The sequence below is a fragment of the Endozoicomonas sp. ALB032 genome, assembly GCF_049310125.1.
In the GTDB taxonomy this organism is placed as follows: domain Bacteria; phylum Pseudomonadota; class Gammaproteobacteria; order Pseudomonadales; family Endozoicomonadaceae; genus Endozoicomonas_A.
The window spans coordinates 4,669,823-4,696,197 of the sequence record NZ_JBLYNW010000001.1 but is presented as its reverse complement, the minus strand read 5'-3'; the positions used below and the strand labels follow the sequence as shown (position 1 = coordinate 4,696,197).

At 48.5% G+C, this 26,375-nt stretch carries 14 protein-coding genes and 2 pseudogenes; 6 read left to right on the top strand and 10 right to left on the bottom strand.

The window, feature by feature from the left end; genetic code table 11:
* Window positions 1-159: 159 nt before the first annotated feature.
* The 3 genes from ACO6VG_RS17305 to ACO6VG_RS17295 form a co-directional block, all read right to left on the bottom strand.
* Window positions 160-3,771, bottom strand: a complete 3,612-nt coding sequence (locus ACO6VG_RS17305; protein WP_422474881.1) for a PEP/pyruvate-binding domain-containing protein — start codon at window positions 3,769-3,771, stop codon at window positions 160-162.
* Window positions 3,772-3,959: 188 nt separating this feature from the next.
* On the bottom strand, window positions 3,960-7,739 hold the full coding sequence (locus ACO6VG_RS17300) for a DUF4116 domain-containing protein (protein WP_422474879.1): 3,780 nt from the start codon (window positions 7,737-7,739) through the stop codon (window positions 3,960-3,962).
* 185 nt (window positions 7,740-7,924) lie between these two features.
* Window positions 7,925-11,596 carry a PEP/pyruvate-binding domain-containing protein gene (locus tag ACO6VG_RS17295; protein WP_422474877.1) on the bottom strand — a complete coding sequence of 1,224 codons (3,672 nt, stop codon included), beginning with the start codon at window positions 11,594-11,596 and terminating at the stop codon, window positions 7,925-7,927.
* A 127-nt stretch (window positions 11,597-11,723) separates the two neighbouring features.
* Between ACO6VG_RS17295 and ACO6VG_RS17290 the strand changes: the two genes are divergently transcribed.
* The 3 genes and pseudogenes from ACO6VG_RS17290 (at window position 11,724) to ACO6VG_RS17280 (ending at window position 13,446) form a co-directional block, all read left to right on the top strand.
* Window positions 11,724-11,888 (top strand): hypothetical protein, encoded by a 165-nt coding sequence (locus ACO6VG_RS17290; protein ID WP_422137146.1) that lies wholly within the window; start codon window positions 11,724-11,726, stop codon window positions 11,886-11,888.
* 26 nt (window positions 11,889-11,914) lie between these two features.
* Window positions 11,915-12,097 (top strand): annotated as a pseudogene (locus tag ACO6VG_RS17285) (ISNCY family transposase); the annotation flags it as partial.
* 595 nt (window positions 12,098-12,692) lie between these two features.
* A pseudogene (locus tag ACO6VG_RS17280) lies at window positions 12,693-13,446 on the top strand (IS110 family transposase).
* A 294-nt stretch (window positions 13,447-13,740) separates the two neighbouring features.
* On the opposite strand, the gene ACO6VG_RS17275 reads toward ACO6VG_RS17280, so the two are convergent.
* Both ACO6VG_RS17275 and ACO6VG_RS17270 read right to left on the bottom strand, forming a co-directional pair.
* Window positions 13,741-14,334 (bottom strand): hypothetical protein, encoded by a 594-nt coding sequence (locus tag ACO6VG_RS17275; protein WP_422474875.1) that lies wholly within the window; start codon window positions 14,332-14,334, stop codon window positions 13,741-13,743.
* A 361-nt stretch (window positions 14,335-14,695) separates the two neighbouring features.
* Window positions 14,696-17,296, bottom strand: a complete 2,601-nt coding sequence (locus ACO6VG_RS17270) for a hypothetical protein (RefSeq protein ID WP_422474873.1) — start codon at window positions 17,294-17,296, stop codon at window positions 14,696-14,698.
* A gap of 24 nt (window positions 17,297-17,320) precedes the next feature.
* Between ACO6VG_RS17270 and ACO6VG_RS17265 the strand changes: the two genes are divergently transcribed.
* Together ACO6VG_RS17265 and ACO6VG_RS17260 are read left to right on the top strand one after the other, a co-directional pair.
* Window positions 17,321-17,575: a hypothetical protein gene (locus ACO6VG_RS17265; protein WP_422474871.1), complete on the top strand. Its 255-nt coding sequence runs from the start codon at window positions 17,321-17,323 to the stop codon at window positions 17,573-17,575.
* Window positions 17,565-18,065: a hypothetical protein gene (locus tag ACO6VG_RS17260; RefSeq protein WP_422474869.1), complete on the top strand. Its 501-nt coding sequence runs from the start codon at window positions 17,565-17,567 to the stop codon at window positions 18,063-18,065. Before ACO6VG_RS17265 ends, ACO6VG_RS17260 begins: the two co-directional genes overlap by 11 nt.
* A 51-nt stretch (window positions 18,066-18,116) precedes the next feature.
* On the opposite strand, the gene ACO6VG_RS17255 is transcribed toward ACO6VG_RS17260, so the two are convergent.
* Window positions 18,117-19,160: a hypothetical protein gene (locus ACO6VG_RS17255; protein WP_422474867.1), complete on the bottom strand. Its 1,044-nt coding sequence runs from the start codon at window positions 19,158-19,160 to the stop codon at window positions 18,117-18,119.
* 415 nt (window positions 19,161-19,575) lie between these two features.
* Between ACO6VG_RS17255 and ACO6VG_RS17250 the strand changes: the two genes are divergently transcribed.
* A complete protein-coding gene (locus ACO6VG_RS17250; protein ID WP_422474865.1) occupies window positions 19,576-19,701 on the top strand; it encodes a hypothetical protein in 126 nt (41 codons plus the stop codon).
* 26 nt (window positions 19,702-19,727) lie between these two features.
* Here ACO6VG_RS17250 and ACO6VG_RS17245 read toward each other — a convergent pair whose 3' ends face one another.
* The 4 genes from ACO6VG_RS17245 to ACO6VG_RS17230 all read right to left on the bottom strand — a co-directional run bounded on the left by ACO6VG_RS17245 (window position 19,728) and on the right by ACO6VG_RS17230 (window position 26,245).
* Entirely contained in the window at window positions 19,728-20,891 is a 1,164-nt protein-coding gene (locus tag ACO6VG_RS17245; protein WP_422474863.1) for an RNA-guided endonuclease InsQ/TnpB family protein, read from the bottom strand.
* A 488-nt stretch (window positions 20,892-21,379) separates the two neighbouring features.
* Complete coding sequence (locus tag ACO6VG_RS17240) at window positions 21,380-21,670, bottom strand: type II toxin-antitoxin system RelE/ParE family toxin (RefSeq protein WP_422474861.1); 291 nt, start codon at window positions 21,668-21,670, stop codon at window positions 21,380-21,382.
* The gene (locus ACO6VG_RS17235) at window positions 21,658-21,933 is read right to left on the bottom strand and encodes a CopG family ribbon-helix-helix protein (RefSeq protein WP_422133441.1); all 276 of its coding nucleotides are present in this window, start codon (window positions 21,931-21,933) and stop codon (window positions 21,658-21,660) included. The genes ACO6VG_RS17240 and ACO6VG_RS17235 overlap by 13 nt, the downstream gene beginning before the upstream one ends.
* 535 nt (window positions 21,934-22,468) lie before the next feature.
* Window positions 22,469-26,245 carry a PEP/pyruvate-binding domain-containing protein gene (locus ACO6VG_RS17230; protein ID WP_422474859.1) on the bottom strand — a complete coding sequence of 1,259 codons (3,777 nt, stop codon included), beginning with the start codon at window positions 26,243-26,245 and terminating at the stop codon, window positions 22,469-22,471.
* Between the last annotated feature and the right edge of the window lie 130 nt (window positions 26,246-26,375).

The following is a 26,375-nucleotide window of genomic DNA, read 5'->3' as shown; positions in this document are numbered from 1 at the left end:
CATCCATGATTCAAGTGCAAACGTTTAAAGCGATTACCTGACATTTGACAATGAGACTTTGATAAAGTTCACCCGTCCGTCTGAAGCAGATAACAGGAAAAACGATAACGAGCTGTTGAGGTCAACATTTTCAGAATAGATCTGAACCTATTCCCGGAATCAGACCCATTTACCCAGTAAGGGGTTTCTCAGGGTTGCTTCATTGATAAAATCTGTATCAGTTTTAAGCTCCAGAGCTACATATTGGAAAGCCTGATAATTCTTTGCAATTAAGTCCAGCATGAACTCGCGATCACTCAATAAGGTCTCACAGCCATATTTTAAGACATTAACATTGACAGCCATTAAGCTTTCAATAGTGCTTTTATCGCTTCGGATTGTGTTACTGGCATAGGACAGAACTTTTGCCTCCTCTGCGGCAGAGGCCATGACAACATCTCTGTCATTGCGCAGCTCTGCACTCAAAAACTGCAGTTCTTCGGGATGTCGTGAAATAGCGGGTAATACAAAGTCTCTATCATTTCGGACACGTTGGCTGGCGTATCTCAGTCCGTACTTAAGCAAGGCATTATTAATCTCTTCTTTATGATCCCCAAGCGGTTGACCCGGTGGCACATAAAACTCCAGTCTGTAACTGTAAGATGGATTGATAACAAAGCATTGATTTTCCAAATCGTACAGTTGCTCAATCAATCGGGTAGCGTTTCTGGGATTTAATAATAAAAGATGATGTAAGAGCTCCGTACGAGTGTTCTCACTGATCTTCATTAACCTTTCCCTCATAGCGTCCCATGGATTCCCCCTGATAAACTTTGACCTCCGACACATACCCAAGCGCCGGGCATGATGAGCAAACTGTTGGTGGTGTGTGCTTAAAAACTGGCAGCACATAGCAGTAACGGACCAAATGCTCCCAGCCCGATAAGCCATTATGAAAAGGCAATGTTGGAAGGCGAATCTATCCGATTCTGTCGCAACATCACGATTAAGACGCTGTGCAAGCAGGTTAAAGTCCCACTGACCTCCTTCAAAAATGGGTCTGGAATTCAAATCAAGATCCAGATCAAACATAGCACGTAACACAATGATCAGTTTTGCAAAGGCATACTGCATGGTTTTACGTAATTTCATTCGGGGGCATTCGACGATCATTTCACCCGCTACGGCGTTGCAACTCAGCTTCATGTTATCGGCATCTTTATCCAGTTCAATCTCTCTCAATAATTGCGCCAGAAACCACATACGCCTGAACTTGCCGGGTCTGTCATAGTCATAGTTTGCATCAAATTTGTCTGAGAATGTCAGCCGCAAGGTTCGTCCTTTACCCCCATCTGCCTGTTCCAGTAGCTCGATAATGCCCACATGACTTCCCAGCTCCAGGTTAACAATCACGGCTTCATCCATACTGATGACGGTCCCGGAAAGCTCCAGCTCTTCCATAGAGACTTTATCGGAAATTCTCAATAGCGGTGCCTCTTCACCCGGTGTCGTACAATCGACATAGGTGATGTTTTTTTCCCCGGATATCCTGCCCTGACCCGAAGCCAGAGTGACCGGTGCCAATGCTTTTACAAAGCGCTGGTGCAGGGCAAAAATCAGTTCATGGACACTCCGCACCAGATCAGCCTCTTGTGGATTGAGCGCTTGAAGAAAGGATTTTAGCTGATGGCAGTCTGCTATCCACGGACGAAACATTCCCGGGGATAGCTGCCCGTCTTCAGCCACTTGCATGGGCTTAATGATTTTCTCCAGGCCGGACTGGATGGCCTGTTTCAACGCCTCGAAACGGTCGCTCAGTTCCAGCCATTCTTCCTGTAATTGCCTGACCTCAGGTGAACCGCGTTGTCCTGCCAGCTGCAAGAACGCCTGATAGCCAGCCAACAGAGCTTCAGCGCCATAAATCAGCCGATTTACGTCATTCCTGGTCTCAGCCAGTAACTTTGATCGTTGCGGCGACATACTCAATTTTATCGGGTTTACCAGATAATCCAGACCACTGCCGGGGGCAAAAAGTGCCAACAGCCGGGCATTTTGATCCGTGAGCCATTGAAAACCGCTGGCGACCTGACGGAATGTGCCTTCAGATGGAGACAAAGCTTCCCGGGACGGGAAGGCTTTTGTTGACGGTGCATCAGAAAATGCAGAGGACAGGCTTCTGTGACTGGCCAGTTCTTCGCTAAGGTCATCGGCAACAATAAAGGCTCTGGGCTTGCCTTTGAAGCGGCCACAGGCCAGCGTCGTCTGCTGGCCAACCCTGGCAGCCAGGGTATCAAACTGCCCGCCGGCCAGCATTAAGGGCTTTTTTTCCTGTCTCATGAGTATCGCCACATGATCATTGAATCCTCCTTCTGCAATGACAAAACCTCCTGCCCGCATCAGGAACCCGGACTCAAGCATCCAGTCTTCGGTATGCTGCGCCACAACAATGGCTTTATCTGGCATAGCGCCTGCCTCTTGTTTTTTGGCCAGCCAGAGTGGTCCGGTGCAATAGCCTTCGCTGATACCCTCGCCAATGGCCAGTGTCTTTTTGGGTATGGACATGGCAAAATCCATGCCGCCAGAGAGTTGCGTGATGGGGCGCACCTGCAACAGGAACAGGCGACCTTGGTTGTCTATAGCAAACTCCACATCTACGGGGCAGAGCAACAGGTTTTCCAGCTCTGTCACCGCCTTCCTGAGATCTGAAACCATTTCATCAGTGAGTTTCTGTCCACCGTCGTCTGACTGAGCAGCCACATGATCAATTCTTGTTTCCGAATAGCCGTTATTGTTCTTTTGCAGGATAAAGTGAATTGAGATCGTACCGGGAAAGTATTGAGAGCCTGCAGCTGCTTCTTTGCAATCCTCACGATAAATATCAATGCGATGGGGTGTGTTACCGGACTGCCCTGCCACAACACCTCTGGGTTGACCCCGTGTGTACTCAACCCTGACGGTATCATCCTGAAAAGATTGAAAGCTCATGGCGACACCACCGTATTGGCAATCAACGCAGTTTTGGATAATCAACGCCATGGGTTGCGGTATGCCTTCGGGACAAACTTCAGGCCGGTAACCTGAAGCCATGACCTTGAGGCAGGTTCGCAAAATATCCTCTTCTCCCTGAACTAAAGAGAGGTATTTGCCTGCCTGGGCATCGCCGTAGTTATCTTCATTGATGCCGGAACTGCGGACAATAATCGGCTGTGCCATGGAAAATCGGTCCAGCTGACGACGCAGATCCCTGATTTGCCGGGCCGCTTCAGAATCTTTAACCTGTTCGTAATAGTCATCACTGACAATAAATTCAGCCAAACCCGCCAGCCAGTCATTCCTTTTGGTTCGCTCTGAAGGCAGCAGGGTATTGAGGTATTCCCGGATGTTCGTCAGGCTGGTCCCGGCCTCCGGTTCACGGTCAACCTTCTGTAGATAGCGGTCTAAACGATGCCTGTCCAGAGGATGTTGATCAAAAGCATTCATGACTTGCGCAGTGACACATTTGAAGGGTGGAACAGGCAGATCAGCTTTCTTCATGCGCTGCAGAAACATCCCCTTACCCCCAACTTTTTCCCGGCCAAGGGGAAAACAGTCAGCAGCCTGATCTGAATCAGCTGGACAACAGGTGCGCCTGATAAGTGGCTCCGGGTCGGGAATGCCATCGGGATCAGAATGGCCGAGATACCTTTTGGGCACATCATCAGCCCCGATGGATGGACTGCCAGCCCGGGTATTATGATTTGGATTCGTTGTCAGACTCTGAGGATCTGACGTCTCAGAAATAACAGGTAACATCAGGATATCCCTCTCTAACGTTAACAATGATGTTTTTATAAAGTTCGCCAATCAGCCTGAAGCAAGCAAATTGATCAGGCTATGAAATAAGCTCTTGTAGGCTCATCAAAGTATTTAAAAGGTGAAAATCAGGCTCAGAGGATTTTACAAATAGCTATGGGCTTTGGTTTTTCAGGCTGCTGTTTGTATTACGAACCGGCAAATTCACTACTGTAGTATTTTTCTAAACTTTCCTCGTCTACGTGTTTAACAACACCCCGGTTCCTGTGGATTGCTGACCTGATAAAATCCATATCACGTTTAAGATTATGCGCAACAGATATGAAGGCACGGGAATTATGTGCAATTAAATCCAGCAAATACTTGCGATCATTCAATACCCTTTCACTGGCATAATATAAGTGGTCAATATGCTTATCAATTACCATTTGAATAATGTTTTTATCGCTTCGGATTCTTTCACTTGCATACCCGAGAGCCTCTGGATAATCGGTGATGGCAGCCTTTACAACCTCTTCATTATCTTTAATTTTCGGGCCAGCATATTGCAGATAAAAGCCATGTTGGTTGATTGCAGTCATGACGACCTTTTTACTATTCTTTAGTTTCTCACTGGCAAATTCAAGGCATTTGGGACGTGCTGCAATAATTGTTAATATCAGTTCTTTATCATTCCGAAGCTGTTGGCTGGCATATTGCAGTCCATGCTTCAGCAAGGCTTTTGTGATCTTTTCTCTATTATCCGCAAGCGACTGACCCGGTGGAACATCAAAACTTAGCCTGTAACTGTAGGAGAATGGTTTTAGAACATAGCATTGATGTCTCAAATCGGGATAAACATCCTCAATCAATGGAGCAGTCCTTTGGGCATCCAGGTATAACAGATGATGTAAAAGTTCCTTTCGGGTTTGCTCTGTGATTTCATTGCTCATTAATATTTCCCGAAAGTTGTCCTCAGTTTTATCACGAGACTCTTTATCACGAGACTCTTTATCACGAGACTCTTTATCACGAGACTCTTTATCACGACATTCTTCAAACCGTTTGGCATAATGAATAAACTGTCGGTGGTGGCTTGGTAATAACTTGAAACAATCGGGAGTGTAGTGGATACGCTTCTTATAATACATTGCGAAAAGGCAATGTTGAAAGGCGAACCTGTCAGCTTCTGCCGTAATATCGCCATTAAGCCTTTGTGCCAGCAAGCTAAAGTTCCACTGATTGCTTTCAAAAAGGTCAATGTGCAGCATCTTACAATCCAAATCACACATACCACATAACACAGTGAGCAGTTTTTCAACGGCATCCTGCATAGTTTTAGTTGTTTTCATTCGAGTGCATTCGACGATAATTTCTCCCACTACCGCATTGCAACGCAGCTTCATGCTATCAGCATCTTTATCCAGTTCGAGCACTTTCAGTAACTGCACCAGAAGCCACATACGCTTTAACTTGGCAGCTGAATCAATACCATCATCTTTATAAAACTGGTCAGAGAATTTCAGCCGCAAGGTCCGTCCTTTACCCCCCTCTGCGTTTTCAAATAGCTCGATAAGACACAGATGACTTCCAAGCTTCAGGTTAACAATCAAAACGCCATCGGCAATGATGACCGTTCCTGAGCACCCTAACTTTTCAATTAATACTTTGCAGGACGGCTTCAATAGCGGCATCTTTTCATTCGGATTACCCGAAACCGCACAATCAACATATTTGATGCTCCCGCTACTGGATTGCCTGCCCTGACCCGAAGCCAGAGTAACCTTCGCCAGGGCACTTACAAAGCGCCGATGCAGGGCAAAAATCAGCTCATGGACACTCCGGATCTTCTCAGCCTTCTCAGGGTTGAGTGCCTGCAGACAGGATTTCAGCTGATGGCAGGCGTCCAGCCACTCAGGAAAAGTTACGGTGGATAACGGCCCTTCAACATCGGCTTTCAGAGGAAGCCTGATCGTTTCCAACATTGATCGGATGGTCTTTTTCAGTGTCTTGAAGCGCTTGTTTAATTGCGGTAATTCTGCCAGAAGTGGCTTGATCCAGGGTGAACTGCTGTCACCCGATAGCAGCAGGAAGGCCCGGTACCCCTCCAGCAGGACTTCAGCTCCATAGAGCAGGCGTTTTAAGTTGTACTTATTCTCTGCCAGTATTTCTGATCGTTGTGGCGACATACTTAGTTTTACCGGATTTTCCAGACAATCCAGTCCGCCTCCGGAGGCAAAAAATGCCAACAGACGGGCATTTTGATCCGTGAGCCATTGAAAACCGCTGGCGACCCGGTCGAATGTGCCTTCAGGTGGTGACAAATCCTCCCGTGACGGGACGGGTTTTGTTGTCAATGCATCAGAAACAGCTGAAGTCAGGCTTCTGTAATTGGCCAGTGTTTCGGCAATGTCGCCGGCAACAATAAAGGCACCGGGCTTATTTTTAAAACGGGCGCAGGCCAGCGTCGCCTGTTGACCATCCTGAGCGAACAATGCCGAATATTGGCCACCAGCCCGCATCAAGGTTATTTTTTTCTGTTTCATAAGGATTGCTACATGATCATTGAATCCTGCTTCGGCCAGCACAAAACCCCCAACCCGTTTCAGAAACTCAGGCACAAGCATCCAGTCTTCAGCGTGGTGGGCCACGACAATAGCTCCCTGTGGCATAGTGACTGCCTCTGGTTTTCTGGCCAGCCAGAGCGGTCCGGTGCAGAAGCCTTCGCTGATGCCCTCGCCAATGGCCAGGGTTTCTTTGGGTATGGGCATGGCAAAAACCATATCGCCAGAGAGTCGGGTAACAGGACGTACCTGCAACAGGAACAGGCGATCCCAATGATCGATGGCGAACTCGACATCCACGGGGCAGAACAACAGTTTTTCCAGCTTTTTCACCAGTTTCCTGAGTTTTGATACCATCTCATCACTGATTAGCTGCCCGCCGTCGTTTGCCTGGACATCGACAACATCCATTCTTTTTTCCGAATAACCGTTATTGTTGCTGTGCAGGGTAAACTGGCTTGAGATAGTCCCGGGAAAATATTGATAACTGTCAGCTCTTTTTCGACCCTTGCGAGCAATATCAATGCGGTGAGGCGTGTTACCAGACTGCCCTGCCACTGCACCTCTGGGTTGACCGGGTGTGAACTCAACACTGATGGTATCATCATCAAAAGATTTATAGCTCATGGCGACCCCGCCGCATCGGCAATGAATACACTGCTGGATGATCAGTGCCATGGGTTGTGGTATGCCTTCGGGACAGACTTCAGACCGGTAACCTGAGGCCATGACCTTAAGACAGGTACGCAAAATATCCTCATTTCCCTGAACCAGTGAAAGGTATTTGCCCGCCTGGGCATCGCCGTAGTTATCTTCATTGATGCCAGAACTGCGGACAATAACCGGCTGTGATATGTAGAGTCTGTCCAGCTCATGGCGCAGCCCCCTGATTTGCCGGGCCGCTTCAGAATCTTTAACCTGTTCGTAATAGTCATCACTGACAATAAATTCAGCCAGACCCACCAGCCAGTTGTTCCTTTTGGTTTGCTCTGAAGGCGGCAAGCTATTGAGGTATTCCCGAATGTTCGTCAGGCTGATCTCTGCCTCCGGATCATAAACAACCCCGGGGAAATAGCGGTCTAAAAGTCGGGTATCCAAAGGCTGTTGTTCAAGCGCATTCATGACCTGAGCAGTCACACATTCGAAGGGTGGAACAGGCAGATCGGCTTTCTTCATACGCTGCAAAAACATTCCCTTGCCGCCAACTTGTTCCCGGCTGCTGGGAAAACTGTCAGCCGCCTGATCTGAAACAGGTGAACGGCAGGAGCGCATGGTTAGCGACCTTGGCTCTGGAAAACTACGGGTGCCATGGTCACTAAAATGCTTTTTGGATGAACTACCAGCCCTGCTGGATGAACTTCCAGTCACCGTATTCTGATTTGAATTTGCTTTCGGAGTTTGAGCATCAAATGTAGTGGGAAACATCAAGATATCCTTCTTGTATTAACATTCATCCATTATTCACTAACAGCTAATTAATAAGCCTCTTTCTTTGACAATGATGTTTTTATAAAGTTCACCCGTCACCCGTCAGGCTAAAACACGCAAAAAAACAACAACAAGCCGACAACACAGCTTGCACTGACCAACCTTGTCTGAATCGATCAGTTTTAACTCGCAGGCTTCTCCACGTATCTTTGAACTTCGGCGTTTTTCCGGATTGCCACCTCAATAAAGGCCCTCTCACGAAGAAGCTCTTTGTAGGCATATTTAACAGCAAGAGCATTATCTTTAATTAAGGCCAGCATAGACTTGCGATCACTCAATATCGTGTCAGTGGCCCATGACAAGCGATTAATATCATCAGCAATCACCCTTTTAATAATGTTTATATCGCTTCTGATTCTCCAACTTGCAAAACGAAAAGCTTTCGGATGCGAAGCGAAAGCGGTCATTACAACTTCATCATCATCCTGCATTTCCTCGCCGGCATATGCCAATCCAATGCCATATTGAGTAACGACGGACATAACGATCTTTCTATCATTCCTCAGTTCTTCACTAGCATATGTCAGGTCACCCGGATGCACTTTAACCGTTGCCAATACCAGCTCTCTATCATCTCGAACCCGCCGACTGGCATATTTAAGCCCATGCTTCAGCAGATTTTTTTTAATCTCTTCTCTACCACCCGGAAACAACTGACCCGGTGAAACAGAAAACCTTAGCTCGTAGCTGTAAGCCGGGTCGATAATAAAGTAATCATTTCTCAAATTGGGATACTCATCTTCAACAAACCAAATAACCTCTTGGGGGTGTGATAATAAAAGATGATGTAACAATTCCCTGCGGATGTTTTCACCCATCTCATCACTCATTAGCACTTCCACAGGAGCCGAAAAAACTAACTCTCGACACTGATCAATAAACTGTTGTTGGTGATGGCTTAATAAATGATAGAAAACGGGGGTTGTTCGGTCTTCTCTATATAAATCACCGGCTATCAAGAACAGGATATGTTGAAAGGAGAATCTGTCAGTTTCAGTAACCGCATCACTATCGAGGCGTTGTGCCAGCATGTTAAAGTTCCACTGTTCTACTTCATCTCTTTCAAAAATAGCACTGTCCGCCAAGTAAAGATCCATATCACGAGAAGCACGTAACGCTGTCAACAGTTTTTCAAAGCCTTCCTGCATGGTTTCAGGTGATGCCATACGGGCACATTCGACGATCATGTCTCCAGCTATGGCGTTAAAACTAACCTTCATGGTTTCGCCCTCTTTATTCAGTCCGATCATTTTCAGTAACTGCACCAGAAACCACATACGTTTTAAAGCACCGGGATTGTCACTGCCATCAGGTTTATCAAACCTGTCGGAGAATTTCAGTCGCAGGGTATGGCCTTTCCCCCCTTCTGCGTCCCTGAATAGCTCAATAACGGCCACATGATAGCCAAGCTTCAGGTTAACAATCAAAGCATCATTCATACTGAGAACAGTCCCTCTGCGCCCTGATCGCTGGATCGATGTTTTGTCGCACGGTCTTAAGAGCGGTGCTTCTGCACCCGGAGTCGTGCAATCGACATAGGTGATCTTGTTTTCCGTAGATATCCGGCCCTGACCCGAAGCCAGAGCGACCGGTGCCAATGCCTCCACAAAACGCTGATGCAAGGCAAAAATAAGCTCATGAACACTCCGTACCTGCTCAGTCTCCCTGGGGTTAAGTGCCTGAAGAGAGAATTGCAGCTGGTGGCAGTTAGCCACCCACTGACGAAAAGCTCCCGTGGATAACTGCTCTTTTTCATCGGATTGCAGGGAACGGATGATCGTTTTTAACCCTGATAGGATGGTCTCTTTCAGCGTCGCGAAGCGGTTGATTAGCAGCTGCAATTCATTCAGCAATGGCTGCACCTTTTGTAAATCTTTGTCACCCGCCAGGTTCAGGAAGGCCCGGTAACCCTCCAACAGTGCATCGGCCCCATGAATCAGCTGATTGATCTTGTCACTGGTCTCTGCCAATAATTCTGAGCGTCGTGGCGACATGCTAAGTTTTATGGGGTTTGCCAAACAATCCAGTCCCCTGCCGGGGGCAAAGAATGCCAACAAACGGGCATTTTGATCCGTGAGCCATTCAAAACCGCTGGTGACCTGGCGGAATGTGCCTTCAGGGGGGGACAAATCATCCCTTAACGGGATGGCTTTTACTGACGGCAGATCAGCAACAGCAGAGGACAGGCTTCTGTGACTGGCAAGTTTTTCGCTCATGTCACCGGCAACAATGAAGGCTCCGGACTCACCTTTGAAGCGGGCGCAGGCCAATGTCGCCTGATGGCCATCCCGCTCGGCCAGGGTCGTAAACGCTTCGCCGGCCAGCATAAAGGGTATTTTTTTCTGTCTCATAAGGATGGCCATGTGGTCATTGAACGCACCTGAGGCAAAGACGACACCTCCAGCCCGATCCAGACATTTGGACGTAAGCATCCAGTCTTCAGCATGTCGGGCCACGAGAATGGCTCCCTCTGGCATAAAGCCTGCCTGTTGTTTTTTAGCCAGCCAGAGTGGTCCGGTGCAATAGCCTTCACTGATGCCCTCGCCACTGGCCAGGCTGTGTTCGGGCATGGGCATGGTAAAAACCATGTCGCCAGAGAGTTGGGTTATAGGGCGCACCTGCAACACGAACAGCCCCCCCTGATGATCGATAGCAAACTCTACATCCACGGGGCAGTGCAACAGGTCTTCCAGCTTTGCCACCACGTCCTTAAGTTTTGAGATTATGTCGTTACTGAGTATGTGGCCATTACTGAATTTTTGACCATCGTCGTCTGATAGCGCATCCCCATCATCAATTCTTATTTCCGAATAGCCGCAATTATCTGTGTTTTTGTGCAGAATGAAGTGGCTTGAAATCTTTCCGGGAAAGTATTGAACGTTTTCGGCGCCTTCTTTGCGAGAAATATCAATACGGTGGGGTGTGTTACCGGACTGTCCTGCCACTACCCCCCTTGGCTGACCGTGTGTGTACTCGACCCTGAGGGTATCATCATCAAAGGATTGAAAGCTCGTGGCGACTCCACCTTGCAGGCAGTTAATACACTCCTGGATAATCAGCGCCATGGGTTGCGGTATGCCTTCGGAACAGACTTCAGGCCGGTAAGCTGAGGCCATAACCTTAAGACAGGTTCGCAAAATATCCTCATCTCCCTGAACTTCCGAGAGGTATTTGCCTGCCTGGGCATCGCCGTAGTTGTCTTCATTAATGCCGGAACTGCGGACAATAAGCGGCCCGGATGTTGATAGTCCGTGATCTCTGATGTGTCGGGCCGCTTCAGAATCTTTAACCTGCTCATAAAAGTCATCACTGGCAATAAATTTCGCCAGACCTGCCAGCCAGCACTCTCTTCTGGTTTGCTCTGAAGGCAGCAACGCATTGAGGCGTTCCCTGATCTTTGCCAGACTGATCTCCGCCTCCGGTTCATCGCCGATCCCGGGGAAATAGGGTTCCAGACGCTGGCTATCCAGAGGGTGTTGTTCCAGCGCATTGGTGACCCGGGTTGTCACACACTGAAACGGTGGCACAGATACACCAGCTGCTTTCATGCGCTGCAAAAACATTCCCTTGCCGCCCAGTAATTCCCAGTTGGCAGGAGAACAATGAGCAGCCTGATCTGCAACAGGTGTGCTGCATTTGCGCTTGGCTAGTGGCGTTGCGTCGGGCTCGCCAATGGGTTCAGGGTCACCAAGATACATTTTGGCTAAACGATCAGCCAAAGTCTCCTGATCGGGGAGAGTTGCCAGGCTTTGAGAACCTGATCTGTCAATATTTACAAGTGGCAAAGGTAACATAAAGATATCCCTCTAACGTTAATATTCATCCATGATTCAACAGCGAGTCATTACCATTACTTTGACAAGAATATTTTTATAAAGTTCCACCATTGGCCTTAAGCACATAACTTGATCAGGATAAAAGATGAAGCATTCCGAACTTATGCGCCAGACCATTAATCCACAAATGCAGCTTGGCGAGGTTGATATCTCTGCCATTACATTCAATCTCAGATCAAGGGATGACATTCCCCGCTTGCTCCTGGCATTGCAATATATCTGGACAAATAAGAACTGGTACGTTGGGTAAAAGATTCAGACTACCAGTGTCAGCTGATTGTCCGTCGTGTATTGAGCCATGAAAGCATCCCTCATAATGAGAAGGTTTTTTCTTTGTTCGAACGTCATACCGAATGGATCAGCAAAGGTAAGGCTGGCACTCCTGTAGAGCTTGGCCTCAGAGTCTGCGTATTGCAGGATCAGTTTGGCTTTACCCTGCATCATCTGGTCATGGAAAAACGAGAGGTTATGACCCCCAAAGCATTGGTCACTGGAGTTGTATCCGCTGATGAAGCAGAGGATTAAGGCTCTGTCGTGCAAACAGCTGAGTCAAAGTAGAACTGACCCTCGACGTTGGTCAGTCCAGTCAAAGCAGTGGCTTTGGAATCATTGACAGGAGTACATCTATTCACGATCTGGCAAAGTGTCGGTGCACTGGTCGTTGCCGGGCCATGGGCTTTACTGTGAACACCAGTACAAACTGCAAACCCTGCAAGGGGTACTGCTCACATACCCTCGAAAAGTTCACTAGGAGCCTGACCGAGAATAGCGCCCGTCTAGGCGACCCCGTAGCGAGGACGGCAGAAAATTGAGGATGAAAATTCGGTTTTGTGAGGAGAATAGCGAGCTATTTGACGAACAAAAGCGGATTTACAGACCAATTTGCTGCCGCCGCACGACTGCATGGATGCAGGAGCTAGAGCAACGCAGGAGCAGTTGCCGTGTAGGGCAGTCTATTCTCGGTCTAACGGGATGGTCCGCCCCTCCTAAACGGCTTCAAATGAGCCAAAATGGAGTTAACCATTTAAACAGGATTAACCGGAGCGAACCACCCATGACTATTTCAGTACATGGTATCGATATTGGCAAGAACAACTTTCACCTGTTTGGTGTTGATGAGCAGGGTAGCAAAGTCATCAGAAAGAAGTTGTCCAGGAAGAACCTTCTGGAGTACGTGGCAAATCTGGAGCCATGCATTATCGCTATGGAAGCCTGTGGTGGTGCTCACTATTTGGCTCGGTTATTCAAGAACTATGGGCATACTGTCAAGCTGATTTCACCTAATTCTGGAAGATGCTGAAAATGGACTCCATTCGCTGACTCGTGAGCTGCTACATGGTTTATCAGAAGAGTTGGCCAGTCTTGACAAGCGTATTCAACAGTATGACCAGAAAATTCAGGAGCTGGCTGAAAACGACGACGAATGTCGTCGAATGATGACTATGCCGGGTATCGGAGCCATCACTGCCACTGCATTGAAGGCAGCCGTTGGTGATGCGACGTATTTTAAATCTGGTCGACACCTTGCCGCATGGTTGGGATTAGTTCCAAGACAGCATTCCACAGGCGGTAAGTCAGTCCTGCTGGGCATCAGTAAACGGGGTGATAAATACCTGCGCACATTATTGATACACGGCGCACGTTCGGTACTCCACTGCCTCAAAAATAAGGATGACCGCTGTAAAAAATGGGTTAGCCAACTTAATGAGCGCAGCAATCACAACGTTGCCGCCGTTGGTCTGGCTAATAAAATGGCTCGGATTGTCTGGGTCATCATGACCCGAAATGAAGTTTACAAGGCTGCATAATGAGGTAAAGGCGGCAGCGGCAAAGTAAAGCATAAGCTTAATCAAAGGGGAACCCCCCCGCAGATTGCGATGAGCATGCACAGTTGATGGCAAACAGGTAAAAACCGGCAACCTGAAACCTGATAGGAGTCTTGGCCCTTGAGGCCGTCGGACTGATAAGGCCAGGTTGCGCGGATACCCATCAGGGCCAGAGGGTTAGACCTCATGAATAGGCCGTATATATGATTGCAGTTATCTTTGTTTGCTAATTAACAAAACAGGCTCTTGCAAAACGGGGCGGACCATATAAGGCTCTTAGGCCAGCTTATTGGAGATCTGGGTTAGTATGTCTTCCATCTTGCCAAAACGTCGGTCCATCTTGTCAAAACGTTGGTCATGATTTTCTAAATTATCGTAGATTTGCATTAACAGGTCTTCCATCTTGTCAAAACGACGGTCATGATCGTCAAAACGCCCGTCATGTTCGGCCAAACGTTTGTCGATATTATCAAAACGACGGTCATGATCGTCAAAACGCCCGTCATGTTCGGTCAAACGTTTGTCGATATTATCAAAACGACGGTCATGATCGTCAAAACGCCGGTCATGATCTTTTAAATGATTGACGACCTGTATTAACACATTTTCCATATTGTCAGAACGTCGGTCCTGATGTTCTAAATAGGTTTCAATCCTGACAAAATGCTGGTCTACCTTCTTGAAACCTTGGTCAACTTTGTCAAAACGCTGCCCGATCGAGGTAAATTTCCGGTCATGTATCGTCAGGTGACGCTTTAATTCCTGATGAAAATTAAGCAAAAACGACAGGCTGTTGCTCAAGCTTCCGGTGGTTTTAAACCAGTTCTCTTGTTGTTCTTCCAGTACCGTGACTCTTGCCTCAAGGCTCATACTGCTTTCCTATGTGGTTTTTTGTTCGTCAGGTGAGCATAGCAGTTGAAAAGCAGGGTCAAGATTTTTATTTACAAACTGCCACCCCCCCCGTTCCCACGTTCTGCGTGGGAGTGCATACTGCGGGCTGGACACACTCCGATGCTGAAATATGGTAGCGAGTTGAAAGGGTACGGATATTAACCCTTAGCTACGTCGGCTTGTTGGGCAAGGTATTCATTCCCACGCTGGGACCCACAGGGCCTAAAAGCGTGGGAACGAGGGGGTATCACTCAGGCTATAGATTCAACAATATGGCCAGAGAGGTTATGACCCCCAAAGCATTGGTCACTGGAGTTGTATCCGCTGATGAAGCAGAGGATTAAGGCTCTGACGTGCAAACAGCTGAGTCAAAGTAGAACTGACCCTCGACGTTGGTCAGCCCAGTCAAAGCAGTGGCTTTGGAATCATTGATAGGAGTCCAGCTATTCACGATCTGGCAAAGTGTCGGTGCACTAGTCGTTGCCGGGCCGACGGTTGAACTCACAGACCTTGTGCACTCATCTGCCAGTGGCAATGGATCAACGGCTTTCAGGGGGAAACCTTCGTTGTCTACTTTCCACAAAGTCATTCCCTGAAAGTGGTTACAGGTCAGTGCCAGATCAAGCTTGTCATCGATAGTTAAAGCTGTCGTTGTGACGTTGATATTGTTACCAGCCAGATTGATTAGAGGAGCTTTTATATGGTCGACAAGATGAAGAGGGGCGCGAAAACCTTCTAAAGCGAACCCTCCCCTTCGGCTTTCAATTCCTGTAAGAATTTCGCTAAGTGTCTCGCCTTTATTGTCAATATCAACAGTGTTTCTGAAGATATTAATATTACTTCCGTATCCAATTTCAATATAAGCCAATTCCGAGATTCTGCCCTCGAATGTGTTACCAATTATTTCGAGTTTGTTTGACAGGTTATTGATGTAGGGAAGATTAATGAATATTGCTCTCTCTGGAATCATACTGAGTTTTGTTGTGCGGATGGTTTCACCAATAACCTTGTTATTAGCGAAACGTAAGCCCGGAACCGTGTGCAAATCACTGGTGGATGCATCCAGATTCGCAGAACAATTAATGTTAACTGCGGCCCGGTCAGGGAGATAAAAAACGTTGTTCTCTATAGATAGTGCCCCATAATAGCAGTTTGTGTGGACAATAGCGTGAGTTTGAGTATCTGGATTAACTCCGGTTGGCTGGAAAGTAATGTGTTTTATATGATTGTCTGCTGTTTCTCCAAAATTGAATTCGTCATAGTAGTGAACGCCAACCCCGATCATGTATCTACTTGTAAAGTTATCATGAAGCTTGATAACAATTTCAAAACCGTCATCAGCAGCCCCGATGATGTCCTGACCGTTCTTCAAAGTTATTGCATTGGAGATAAAATATTCAACAGTGGTCTTACCTGCCACGGGAGCAACGGTTGGAGAAGTTGTTTCGGAGGAAAGCAAGATAACAGTGTTATCAGGAATCTGTTTTATCAACTCACTTAAATCATCTGCAGGGTCGGCACTGAGAACAATGCACTGTCGTCCGCTAACGAGATCTTTGTATTGGTTAAGCCGTTGTAGAACCCCCATCGTTTGACCACTGAGAATCTCACATGGCGCTAGAAGGGAAGTTGCAGTAGTAGGAGCTGCAGTAGCATTCTGTTGATAGGTACCTACCGGGCAAGCATCACTGTACGACAAGTCCAATGCATCCAGAAATTCTGTTTGCGCAGAGCAATTGGCTGTTAACACCCATGGGTCGGCTTTTTGGCAAAAAAGTTGATCATTGGAGATAGATCCAGAATTCTTTTTATTGCCATTGACAAAGCTGTCCACCGCCGTGGTGTGGGCAACCGTTCCTCTACTTAAAAGCCCCCCCCCGATGTTGGCGTATGAGCCATAACCCGAGGTTGTGACATGGCTGTTCACCGCTGCGGTGTTGGCAACCGTTCCTTCAACTTCAACGCCTCCCCCCCCGATGCCGGCGTGTGCATAATTACCCGAGGTTGTGACATTGCTGTTCACCGCCGTGGTGTTGGCAACCGTTCCTTCATAAACTAACCCCCCCCCGATGCCGGCGAATACTTCGTAACCCGAGGTTGTGACACGGCTGTTCACCGCCGTGGTGTTGGCAACCGTTCCTCTAGCTCTTACTCCATCTCTTACGAGCCCACCCCCGATGCCGGCGTGTGCATAATTACTCGCGGTTGTGACATTGCTGTTCACCGCCGTGGTGTTGGCAACCGTTCCTCCATAAACGAACCCACCCCCGATGCCGGCGAGTGCATATTCACCCGAGGTTTCGACCTTGCTGTTCACCGCCGTGGTGTTGGCAACCGTTGCTTTATTACCAACAATTCCACCCCCGATGCCAGCGTATGCATGTTCACCCGAGGTTTCGACCGTGCTGTTCACCGCCTTGGTGTTGGTAATCATTCCTCCATCCTCAACCTGGCCCGCTCCAATGCCGGCGTCTGCATTGCCCGAGGTTGTGACACGGCTGTTCACCGCCGTGGTGTTGGCAACCGTTCCTAACCCCCCCCCTCCTCCATAAACGAACCCCCCCCCGATGCCGGCGAGTGCATATTCACCCGAGGCTTCGACCGTGCTGTTCACCGCCGTGGTGTTGGCAACCGTTCCTTCAACCCAGCCCCCCCCGATGCCGGCGAATGAACCATAATTCGAGGTTGTGACATGGCTGTTCACCGCCATGATGTTGGCAACCGTTCCTGCCTTTTCAACCTGCCCTCCCCCGATACCAGCGCCTGCACTCCGACCCGAGGTTTCGACCGTGCTGTTCACCGCCATGGCGTTGGTAACCATTCCTCCACCGTCAACCACCCCCGCCCCAATGCCGGCGTGTGCATTGTCACCCGAGGTGGAAATATGCACATTTTCGGCCCGGATATCACTGACTGTGCCATCGGCAGTACAGGCTGCCAACCCGGTCGTCTTCGCTGAATTTATATGGGTATCAGTAAAGCCAAGGTGAGTGATGTTGCCTTGTTTCAGAGTATCAACAAAACAGCCAGACAGGCCGCTGATGGTACGGCACTGCCCATCGTAATCGCCGGTGAATGGGTGGGTATCATTGCCAATGGATTGATAGTCTTTAGTGACAACAATATCCGCTGTCTGTTGATAGGTACCGTCCAGTGGATAGTCGGGATGTCGGCCAATCTTGCCCAGGTCTTCTGCATCATTAATCTTTATGGGTGTTGATGCTCTGGCGGCTGTTGTTGCTCTAGCGGTTGTCGATGCTGTAGCGGGTGTTGACTTTCTAGCGGCTGTTGATGCTGTAGTGGGTGTTGACTCTCTAGCGGTTGTTGATGCTGTAGCGGGTGTTGACTCTCTAGCGGCTGTTGATGCTGTAGCGGGTGTTGACTCTCTAGCGGCTGTTGATGCTGTAGCGGGTGTTGACTCTCTAGCGGTTGTTGATGCTGTAGCGGGTGTTGACTCTCTAGCGGTTGTTGATGCTATAGCGGCATTTACCGGACAAAACGATAAATCCAACGCATCCCGAAATACATTTCTCGGTGAGCAATTGGCTGTTAACACACGTAGGTCTGCTTTTTGGCAAAAAAGCGGGTCATTGGAGATAGATCCAAAATTCTTTTTATTGCCATTGACAAAGCTGTTCACCGCCGTGGTGTTGGCAACCGTTCCTCGAAAATTAACCAAGCCCCCTCCGATGCCGGCGTTTGCAGTATAATTCCCGGTTTCGACCGTGCTGTTCACCGCCGTGGTGTTGCCAACCGTTCCTTTAACGTACCCCCCCCCCGATGCCGGCGTGAGCATCCTCGCCCGAGGTTTCGACCCTGCTGTTCACCGCCGTGGTGTTGGCAACCGTTCCTCTAGGTCTAACCAACCCCCCCCCGATGCCGGCGTATGCATTTTCACCCCTGGTTGTGACATGGCTGTTCACCGCCGTGGTGTTGGCAACCGTTCCTCGAAAATTAACCAAGCCCCCTCCGATGCCGGCGTTTGCAGTATAATTCCCGGTTTCGACCGTGCTGTTCACCGCCGTGGTGTTGCCAACCGTTCCTTTAACGTACCCCCCCCCGATGCCGGCGTATGCATTGTAACCCGAGGTTGTGACATGGCTGTTCACCGCCTTGGTGTTGGCAACCGTTCCTCCACCGTTAACTCCCCCCCCCCCGATGCCGGCGTGTGCACGATAATCCCCGGTTTCGACCCTGCTGTTCACCGCCGTGGTGTTGCCAATCGTTCCGTAAACCAGCCCCCCCCCGATGCCGGCGATTCCATACCAACCCCTGGTTGTGACATTGCTGTTCACCGCCGTGGTGCTGCCAACCGTTCCTTTAACCAGCCCCCCCCCGATGCCAGCGAAACTTTTACGACCATTGGTGAGAATATGAACATCTTTCGCCCGGATATTACTGACTGTGCCAGTATCATCAACAACACAGGCTGCTAACCCGGTCGTCTTATGGGAAGTTATATTGGCACCAGTAAAGTGAAGGTGCCTGATGCTGCCTTTCAGAGTGTCAATAAAACAGTTAGACAGGCCGCTGATGGTACGGCACTGCCCATAGTACTCCCCGGTGAACGGATGGGTATCATTGCCAATGGATTGATAGTCTTTAGTGACAACAATATCCGCTGTCTGTTGATAGGTACCGTCCAGTGGATAGTCGCGATCACGACCAATCTTGCCCAGGTCTTCTGCATCATTAATCTCTATGGGGGCTGTTGACGCTGAAGTGGGTGTAGATTGAGTGGTCAGGGCCAGTAACAGAAATACAGGAGCGATGAACAGGTTCGAATAGTGCCGCAACTTAATCATTTTCAGGACTCCCTGGAAAAGTCGATAGGAAGCCTAGTCGCTGTGTTTATAGTTTTCCATTAATAGGTTTAAGGTGTTGCAAGAAAATAGATGGATCTTTTTGTCAATCCTCTCTTTAAGTACTGCTACTAAGGGTATTAGACATGACTCCTGAGCCGCTCATATAAGTACCTAACCAGTTGGTTTCGCATATTCTGGACGGCGGCTTTTTCCATCCTTCTGCGTTCCAACTCTGGTTGCGTAGCTATGGCTACGCGCCCGTCATTGCGCCTTGAAGGATGAAAAAATCCACTCGCCGGAATATGCGAAACCAACTGGCCAGGTACTTACAGGGCGAGTGCGTTGCAACAGCCTCTTTTAAACGAGGGGATGAATCAGCTCAGGCTATAGATTCAACAATATGGCCAGAGAGTCCATGACCCCCAAAGCATTAGTCACTGGGATTGTATCCGCTGATGAAGTGGAAACCGGGTTGATACTGAAAGCCGCATTGGTAGTTGCATTGCTGACACTCCCCGCCCTATCGGGCGAGGGTTCTTAGATCGCTCCAAGAACCTTCCTGCTTCGTCACGCCTTCCCTAGATAGATGGTTGCTTTCGCAGCCATCCCCGTTCCAGTCGCTCCACAGGCTAACCCCGCCAGCCCGGCGGTTTTGATATTCTTTGCTGCATTAATGTCCCGGTCGTGATGAGTGCGGCACTCTGGACACTCCCATTCACGAATAGACAACGGCAAGCTTTCATGGACAAACCCGCAGCCGGAGCAACGCTTGGTGCTTGGAAAGAACCGGTCAATCTGAACAACCTTTCTTTCTGCCCACTCCGCCTTGTATTGCAACTGTCGGACAAATTCTCCCCAGTTTGCATCGGCTATGTGCTTGGCCAGCTTTGGATTTTGAATCATACCCTTCACGTTCAGAGATTCTACGCAAACAAGCGGATGGCCGCCCCCTTGGTTCTCGTCTATAAATTCGCGGGATGCCTTGTGAGTAGCATCCATCCGGCAATCGGCAATTTTTGCATGAATGCGAGCAACCTTGAGCTTCGCTTTAGCTCTGTTGCTGCTGCCTTTCTGCTTTTTCGACAACTGACGCTGAAGGTAGGCGAGCTTTCGCTCGTAGCGTTTGGTGTGCCTTGGATTACCGGATTTTTCACCGTCTGAAGTGATGAACAGATCATTTAAGCCTAAATCAATGCCCACTGTCTTATTTCTAATAGGCATTGCTTTAGTTTCAAATTCGCACAGCATGGAAACAAAATACCGGCCTGCCCGATCTTTGCTGATAGTGACACTGGAAGGCTCAGAAGACAGTTCTCTGCTCCAGCGGATGTTCAGAGGCTCTTTGCTTTTGGCTATAAACAGGTGGCCGTTTTTAACGCTGAAAGCAGCCTTTGTCAGCCGCATACTTTGTCTTGAATGTCTTTTTTTGAACTTAGGGTATTTCGCCCTGCCAGCCCAAAAGTTCTTGAAGGCTTCCTGCTGATCCCTGAGTGTTTGCTGCAGGATGACACTGGATACATCTGCCAGAAATGGGAACTCTGTCTTGAGCGACACAAGCCGCTTTTCTGCCTCGGAATGGGAGATAGATTGCCCGTCTTTGTAGTAGGCATCAGTGCGAAAACGGAGGGTGTTGTTATAGACAAAACGGGCGCAACCAAACGACTGGGCAAGAAGTATTTCCTGTTCCGGCGTTGGGTAGAATCGTTCTTTGTAGGCACGTTTAGTTTTCATGGCAGGAATATTACAGAAACGATAAGCGCCTGTAAATAATTAAAGCTTCCGGTTCTGCAAGCCCTACACGGGCTTGTTGCTTATATCACCGCCCGATTGGGCGATGCTTTACGCAGGTTCAGGTAAATAATACCAGCTGCTGGGTAAGAGTCTGGATGGCCAAAATTTTCTATAAAGCCTATCCATTGCTGATTTAATCTTTCTAAATCAGATTTGCTTTTAACGATAATCTATTCAAGAGACATGATTTATCCCACATTGTTAATTATTTTTGGTTTTGCATCTTTTGAGATATACAGTACCCAGTCCACATGTGAAAAACTGCCGTCTGTTTGTATTCATCATGCTCATCCCTTTCCATCGGATATCTAACATGAGTCAGAGAGTTCATGAACTTTTCAAAGTCTTGTCTGATATGTTCACAAGACAGAAGCTCCGATATATCTGTATCAATGCGTTCTTTAGACATTGTTTGTTTACTCTCTAAATCAGTACTCAGCCTCTCTTTGGTGCCGAACAGCTAGTACCGTTGTTAGTTCGCCATCAGTACGATACAAGGCAACATAATCACTGCTACCAAAGTCAATCAGCCACTCCCTAAACTCAGGCTCCATGCCATCAACAGGCCGACCAACTTCAGGTTGATGGGCTAAAATTTTCACATTAGAACGGATTGTTTTGATAGCACGGCTGGCAGACTTTCCACCTTTGCTTGCCAGAAACCGATGAAGTCGCTGAACATCTCTAAGGGCAGAAGGTGACCATATCAATCGTGACACTTAGGAATCTCCGCATCTTCTCCGGCTTCAAGTTTGGCCAGCCATGCATCTGCCTCTTCAAGCGTCAGGTGCATGCCATTTTCCTGATAGGCTTCCCAAGCATTGAGAGCATCCTGCTTGAAGGCTTCTTTCTTTTCCTCACAAGCCACATAGTGACGAATTGCCTCACACATAATCCAGTGGGCTGATCGGTGTCTGGCTTCAGCCAAGTGCTGAACCCTCCTTTTCAAGTCTTCATCAAGTTTAACTGAGGTGGTGGCCATCCTCTTCTCCTTTGGTATTAAAAGGTGTTACCTATTAACACTGCACCACTACAACAGAAAGTAAAGAAAACCCTCGTTTTATTTACTTTTGTACTGGGTGACCAGAGTGAGCCTTTAAGTACCTGGCCAGTTGGTTTCGCATATTCTGGCGAGTGGATTTTTTCATCCTTCAAGGCGCAACGACGGGCGTCTAGGAGCCTGACCGAGAATAGCGCCCGTAGCGAGGACGGCAGAAAATTGAGGATGAAAATTCGGTTTTGTGAGGAGAATAGCGAGCTATTTGACGAACAAAAGCGGATTTTCAGACCAATTTGCTGCCGCCGCAGTAGGGCAGCTATTCTCGGTCAGGCTCCTAGCCATAGCCAGGCAACCAGAGTTGGAACGCAGAAGGATGGAAAAAGCCGCCGTCCAGAATATACGAAACCAACTGGTTAGCTACTTACCTTTGATTTGACAAGAGAATTTTTATAAAGTTCCGCCATTCGCTGCAAGCACAGAGCTTAATCAGGATAAAAGATGGAGCATTCCGAACTTCTTACTTGCGTATGTATTTAAGAACTTCGCAATTTCTTTGGACTGCTGCATCAACAAAGTCCTCATCCTCTTGAAGTCTGTAAGCAGCATATTCGAAAGCCAGAGGATATTCCTGAATTAAGTCCAGCATATACTCGCGATCATGAAATACCGCTCTATGGGCATGTCTTAAGTGAGTGATATCATCAGCTATCAAGATTTTAATCATGTTTTTATCGCTTCGAATTCTTGGACTTGCGTACTTAAAAGCGCCTGGATACTGTGCGATAGCAGCAATGACAACCTCATCATCATCCTGAAGTCCCGAGCTGGCATATTCCAGCAGACCGCCATCTCCAGTGACTGCGGCCAGGACGACCTCTTTATCAGCTTTCAGTTCTTCACTCAAATACTTCAGGTTATGCGGATGTGCTGCAGTGATGGCTAATACCAGATGTTTATCTTTTTGAGCCCGTTGGCTGGCGTATTCCAGCCCATATTTCAGAAAGAAACTCTTGACCTTTTCTCTATCTTCCGGAAGCGACTGACCTGATGGAACATCAAACTCCAGGCTATAACTGCAGGCTGATGGTTTTACAATATAGTATTGGTCTCTCAAATCGGGATAAACAGCCTCAACCAATGGCATAGCGTTTTGGGCATCTATCAATAACAGATGATGTAAAAGCTCCCTGCGGGTGTCCTCACTGATCTCATTACTCATTAACACTTCCCGAAAATGGTTCTCCGACTTTCTCCACCACTCTTCTAACCGTTGAACATAATCAATAAATTGTTGGTGTTGTTTACTTAATAACTGGCAACAATCGGGAGTCATCGTGGAATAGTCATAAATCGTTGAGAAAAGACAATGTTGAAAGGCAAATCTATCAGCTTCTGTGGCTGAGTCTCTATCAAGACGTTGCGCAAGCAAATCAAAATTCCACTGATCTCCTTCAAAAAGGCTGCAGTCCTCTAAATAAATATCCATATCCTGAATAGCATGCAAAGCTGTCATCAGTTTTTCAAAGGCATCCTGCATGGTTTGACGTGATGTCATTCGGGTGTATTCGACAATAATTTCTCCCGCTACGGCGTTGCTACTGAGCTTCATACCGGCAGCATTTTTATCCAGTTCGATCGTTTTCAGTAATTGCACCAGAAACCACATGCGTTTCAATTTGCCGGGTTTGTCAGTGCCATCAATGGCATCAAACTCGTCAGAAAATTTCAGCCGCAAGGTTCGTCCTTTAACTCCCTCTGCGTTTTCAAGTAGCTCGATAAGCGCCAGGTGATGTCCTAACTTAAGGTTCACAATCAAGGCATCATCCATACTGATGACCGTCGCCGGACGGGCTAATTTTTTGAGGGATGCCTTGCAGGAGGGACTCAATAGCGGAGGACTTTCACCCGAGCCAACCGGAGTCGTGCAATCAACATAAGCGACTTCTTCCTCCTTGAACGATCTGCCCTGTCCCGAGGCCAGAGTGACCGGAGCCAGTGCCTCTACAAAGCGCTTATGCAGGGCAAAAATCAGCTCATGGACACTGCGCACCTGCTCAGCCTCTGAAGGGTTGAGTGCCTGAAGACAGGATTGTAGCCGGTGGCAGGCGGCCAGCCACTGACGAAACGATATCTTCCCATCTTCACAGTCATCCAGTGGCAGGATGATAGCCTCCAGCTCTGCTCGGATAGTCTGTTTCAACGTCTCGAACCGGTTGATTAATAGCGGTAATTCATCCAGCAATCGCCCGACCTTGGGTGCCCTGCTGTTACGCGCCAGCAGCAAGAAGGCCAGGTAACCCTCCAACAGGGCTTTTGCGCCATAAATAAGCCGATTTACGCATTCCCTGGTCTCTGCCAGTATCTTTGCTCGTTGTGGCGACATACTCAGTTTTACCGGATTTGCCAGACAATCCAGGCCACTGCCCGGGGCGTAGAGCAGCAGCAGTCGGGCATTTTGATCTGTGAGCCACTTAAAGCCACTGGCGACCTGACGAAATGTGCCTTCAGGGGGGGACAAATCATCCTGTGTCGGGATGGTTTGCGGTAAGGTTTCATCGAAAAAAGCACTGGATGGCGTTCTGAAACTGGTCAGTTTTGCGCTGTGGTCACCGACAACAATAAAGGCACCGGGCGTCCCTTTAAAACGAGCGCAGGCCAGTGTAACCTGATGGCCGTCCTGAGCGGCTATGGCCGGGTACTGGCCAGCAGCCAGCATCAAAGTTTTTGCTTTCTGTCTCAGGAGGATCGCTACATGATCATTGAATCCTCCTTCATCAAAGACGAGCCCTCCTGCCCGCTTCAGGAACTCAGGCTCAAGCATCCACTCTTGCGCGTGGTGGGCCACGACAATGGCTCCCTCTGGCATCAAGTCTGCCTTTTGTTTTTTGGCTACCCAGAGTGGTCCGGTGCAATAGCCTTCGCTGACAACCTCGCCGATGGCCAGAGTCTCTTCGGGTATCGGCATGGCAAAACTCATGCCACCAGAGAGTCGGGTAACAGGGCGCACCTGCAACAGGAACAGGCGCCCCTTATGATCGATGGCAAACTCCATATCCACAGGACAGAGCAAGAGGTTTTCGAGCTTTGTCACCATCTCCCTGAGTGCTGAAACCCTGTCATCACTGAGTTGCTGACTGAAGTCGTCTGATTGAGTATCCGCATCATGAATTCTTATTTCTGAATAGCCGTTATTATTCGTGTTTTTGCGCAGGATGAAGCGACTTGAAATCGTTCCGGGAAAATAGTGAGCGCTGTCAACGCTTTCTTTGCGAGAAATATCGATGCGATGGGGCCTGTTACCGGACTGTCCTGTCACAACGCCTCTGGGCTGACCCGGTGTGTATTCGACCCTGAGGGTATCATCCTGAAAGGATTGAAAGCTCATGACGACCCCGCCATATTGGCAGTCAATGCACTGTTGGAGGATCAGCGCCATGGGGGGTGGTATAACTCCGGGACAGACTTCTGGCCGGTAACCTGAGGCCATAACCTCAAGGCAGGTTCGCACAACATCCTCTTCTCCCTGAACTTTCGAGAGGTATTTGCCCGCCTGGGCATCGCCGTAATTATCTTCGCTGATGCCAGAGCTGCGAACCATCACCGGCTGTGTCCATGGTCCGTCCAGCTGAGCACGCAGTTCCCCGATGTATCGGGCCGCTTCAGAATCTTTCACCTGTTCGTAAAAGTCATTACTGGCAATAAATTTCGCCAGACCCGCCAGCCCGATATCCCTTTTCACTTGTTCTGAAGATGGCAGGGCATTGAGGTATTTCCGGATGTTAATCAGGCTGGTCTGAGCCTTCTGTTGATGAACAATCCCCGGGAGACAGCGAGCAAGTTGATGGCTATCCAGAGGATATTGTTCAAGCGCATTCATGATTTGAGCAGTAACACACTTGAAGGGTGGAACAGGCAGACCTGCTGCCTTCATACGCTGCAAAAACATTCCCTTGCCCCCAAGCAGTGCCCGGTTGGGGCGAGACTGGTCAGCAGCCTGATTGAGTGGAACTGAAGTCTGTATACGACAGACACGATTGGCCAGTAGTGTCTGGCAGGGAATGGGACTGGCAACCAGATAACTGAAATATCTTTTGGCTAAAAGGTTAGCCCTGTTAACTGAACTGAGAGCCCCGGTAATCCGATTTGGAATGGTTGTCGGGATTTGCTGATTTGAACGATCAGAATTGGCATGTAACTGAGACATCCCTCTGATGTTTATGTTCAACCTCCGGGCTTGCATCTGCCAGCCCGTTGCCATACCGAGTGACCGCAGCCATGACGACGTACTTATCATTCTCTGGTTTTCCACTAATACCAATCGAACTTTCTAATTCCCTATTGCGCACTTCATTAACAGACAACATCTAGATTTCCCTCTCCCCCCTTTGACAATGGCGTTTTTATAAAGTTCACACGTCAGCTTC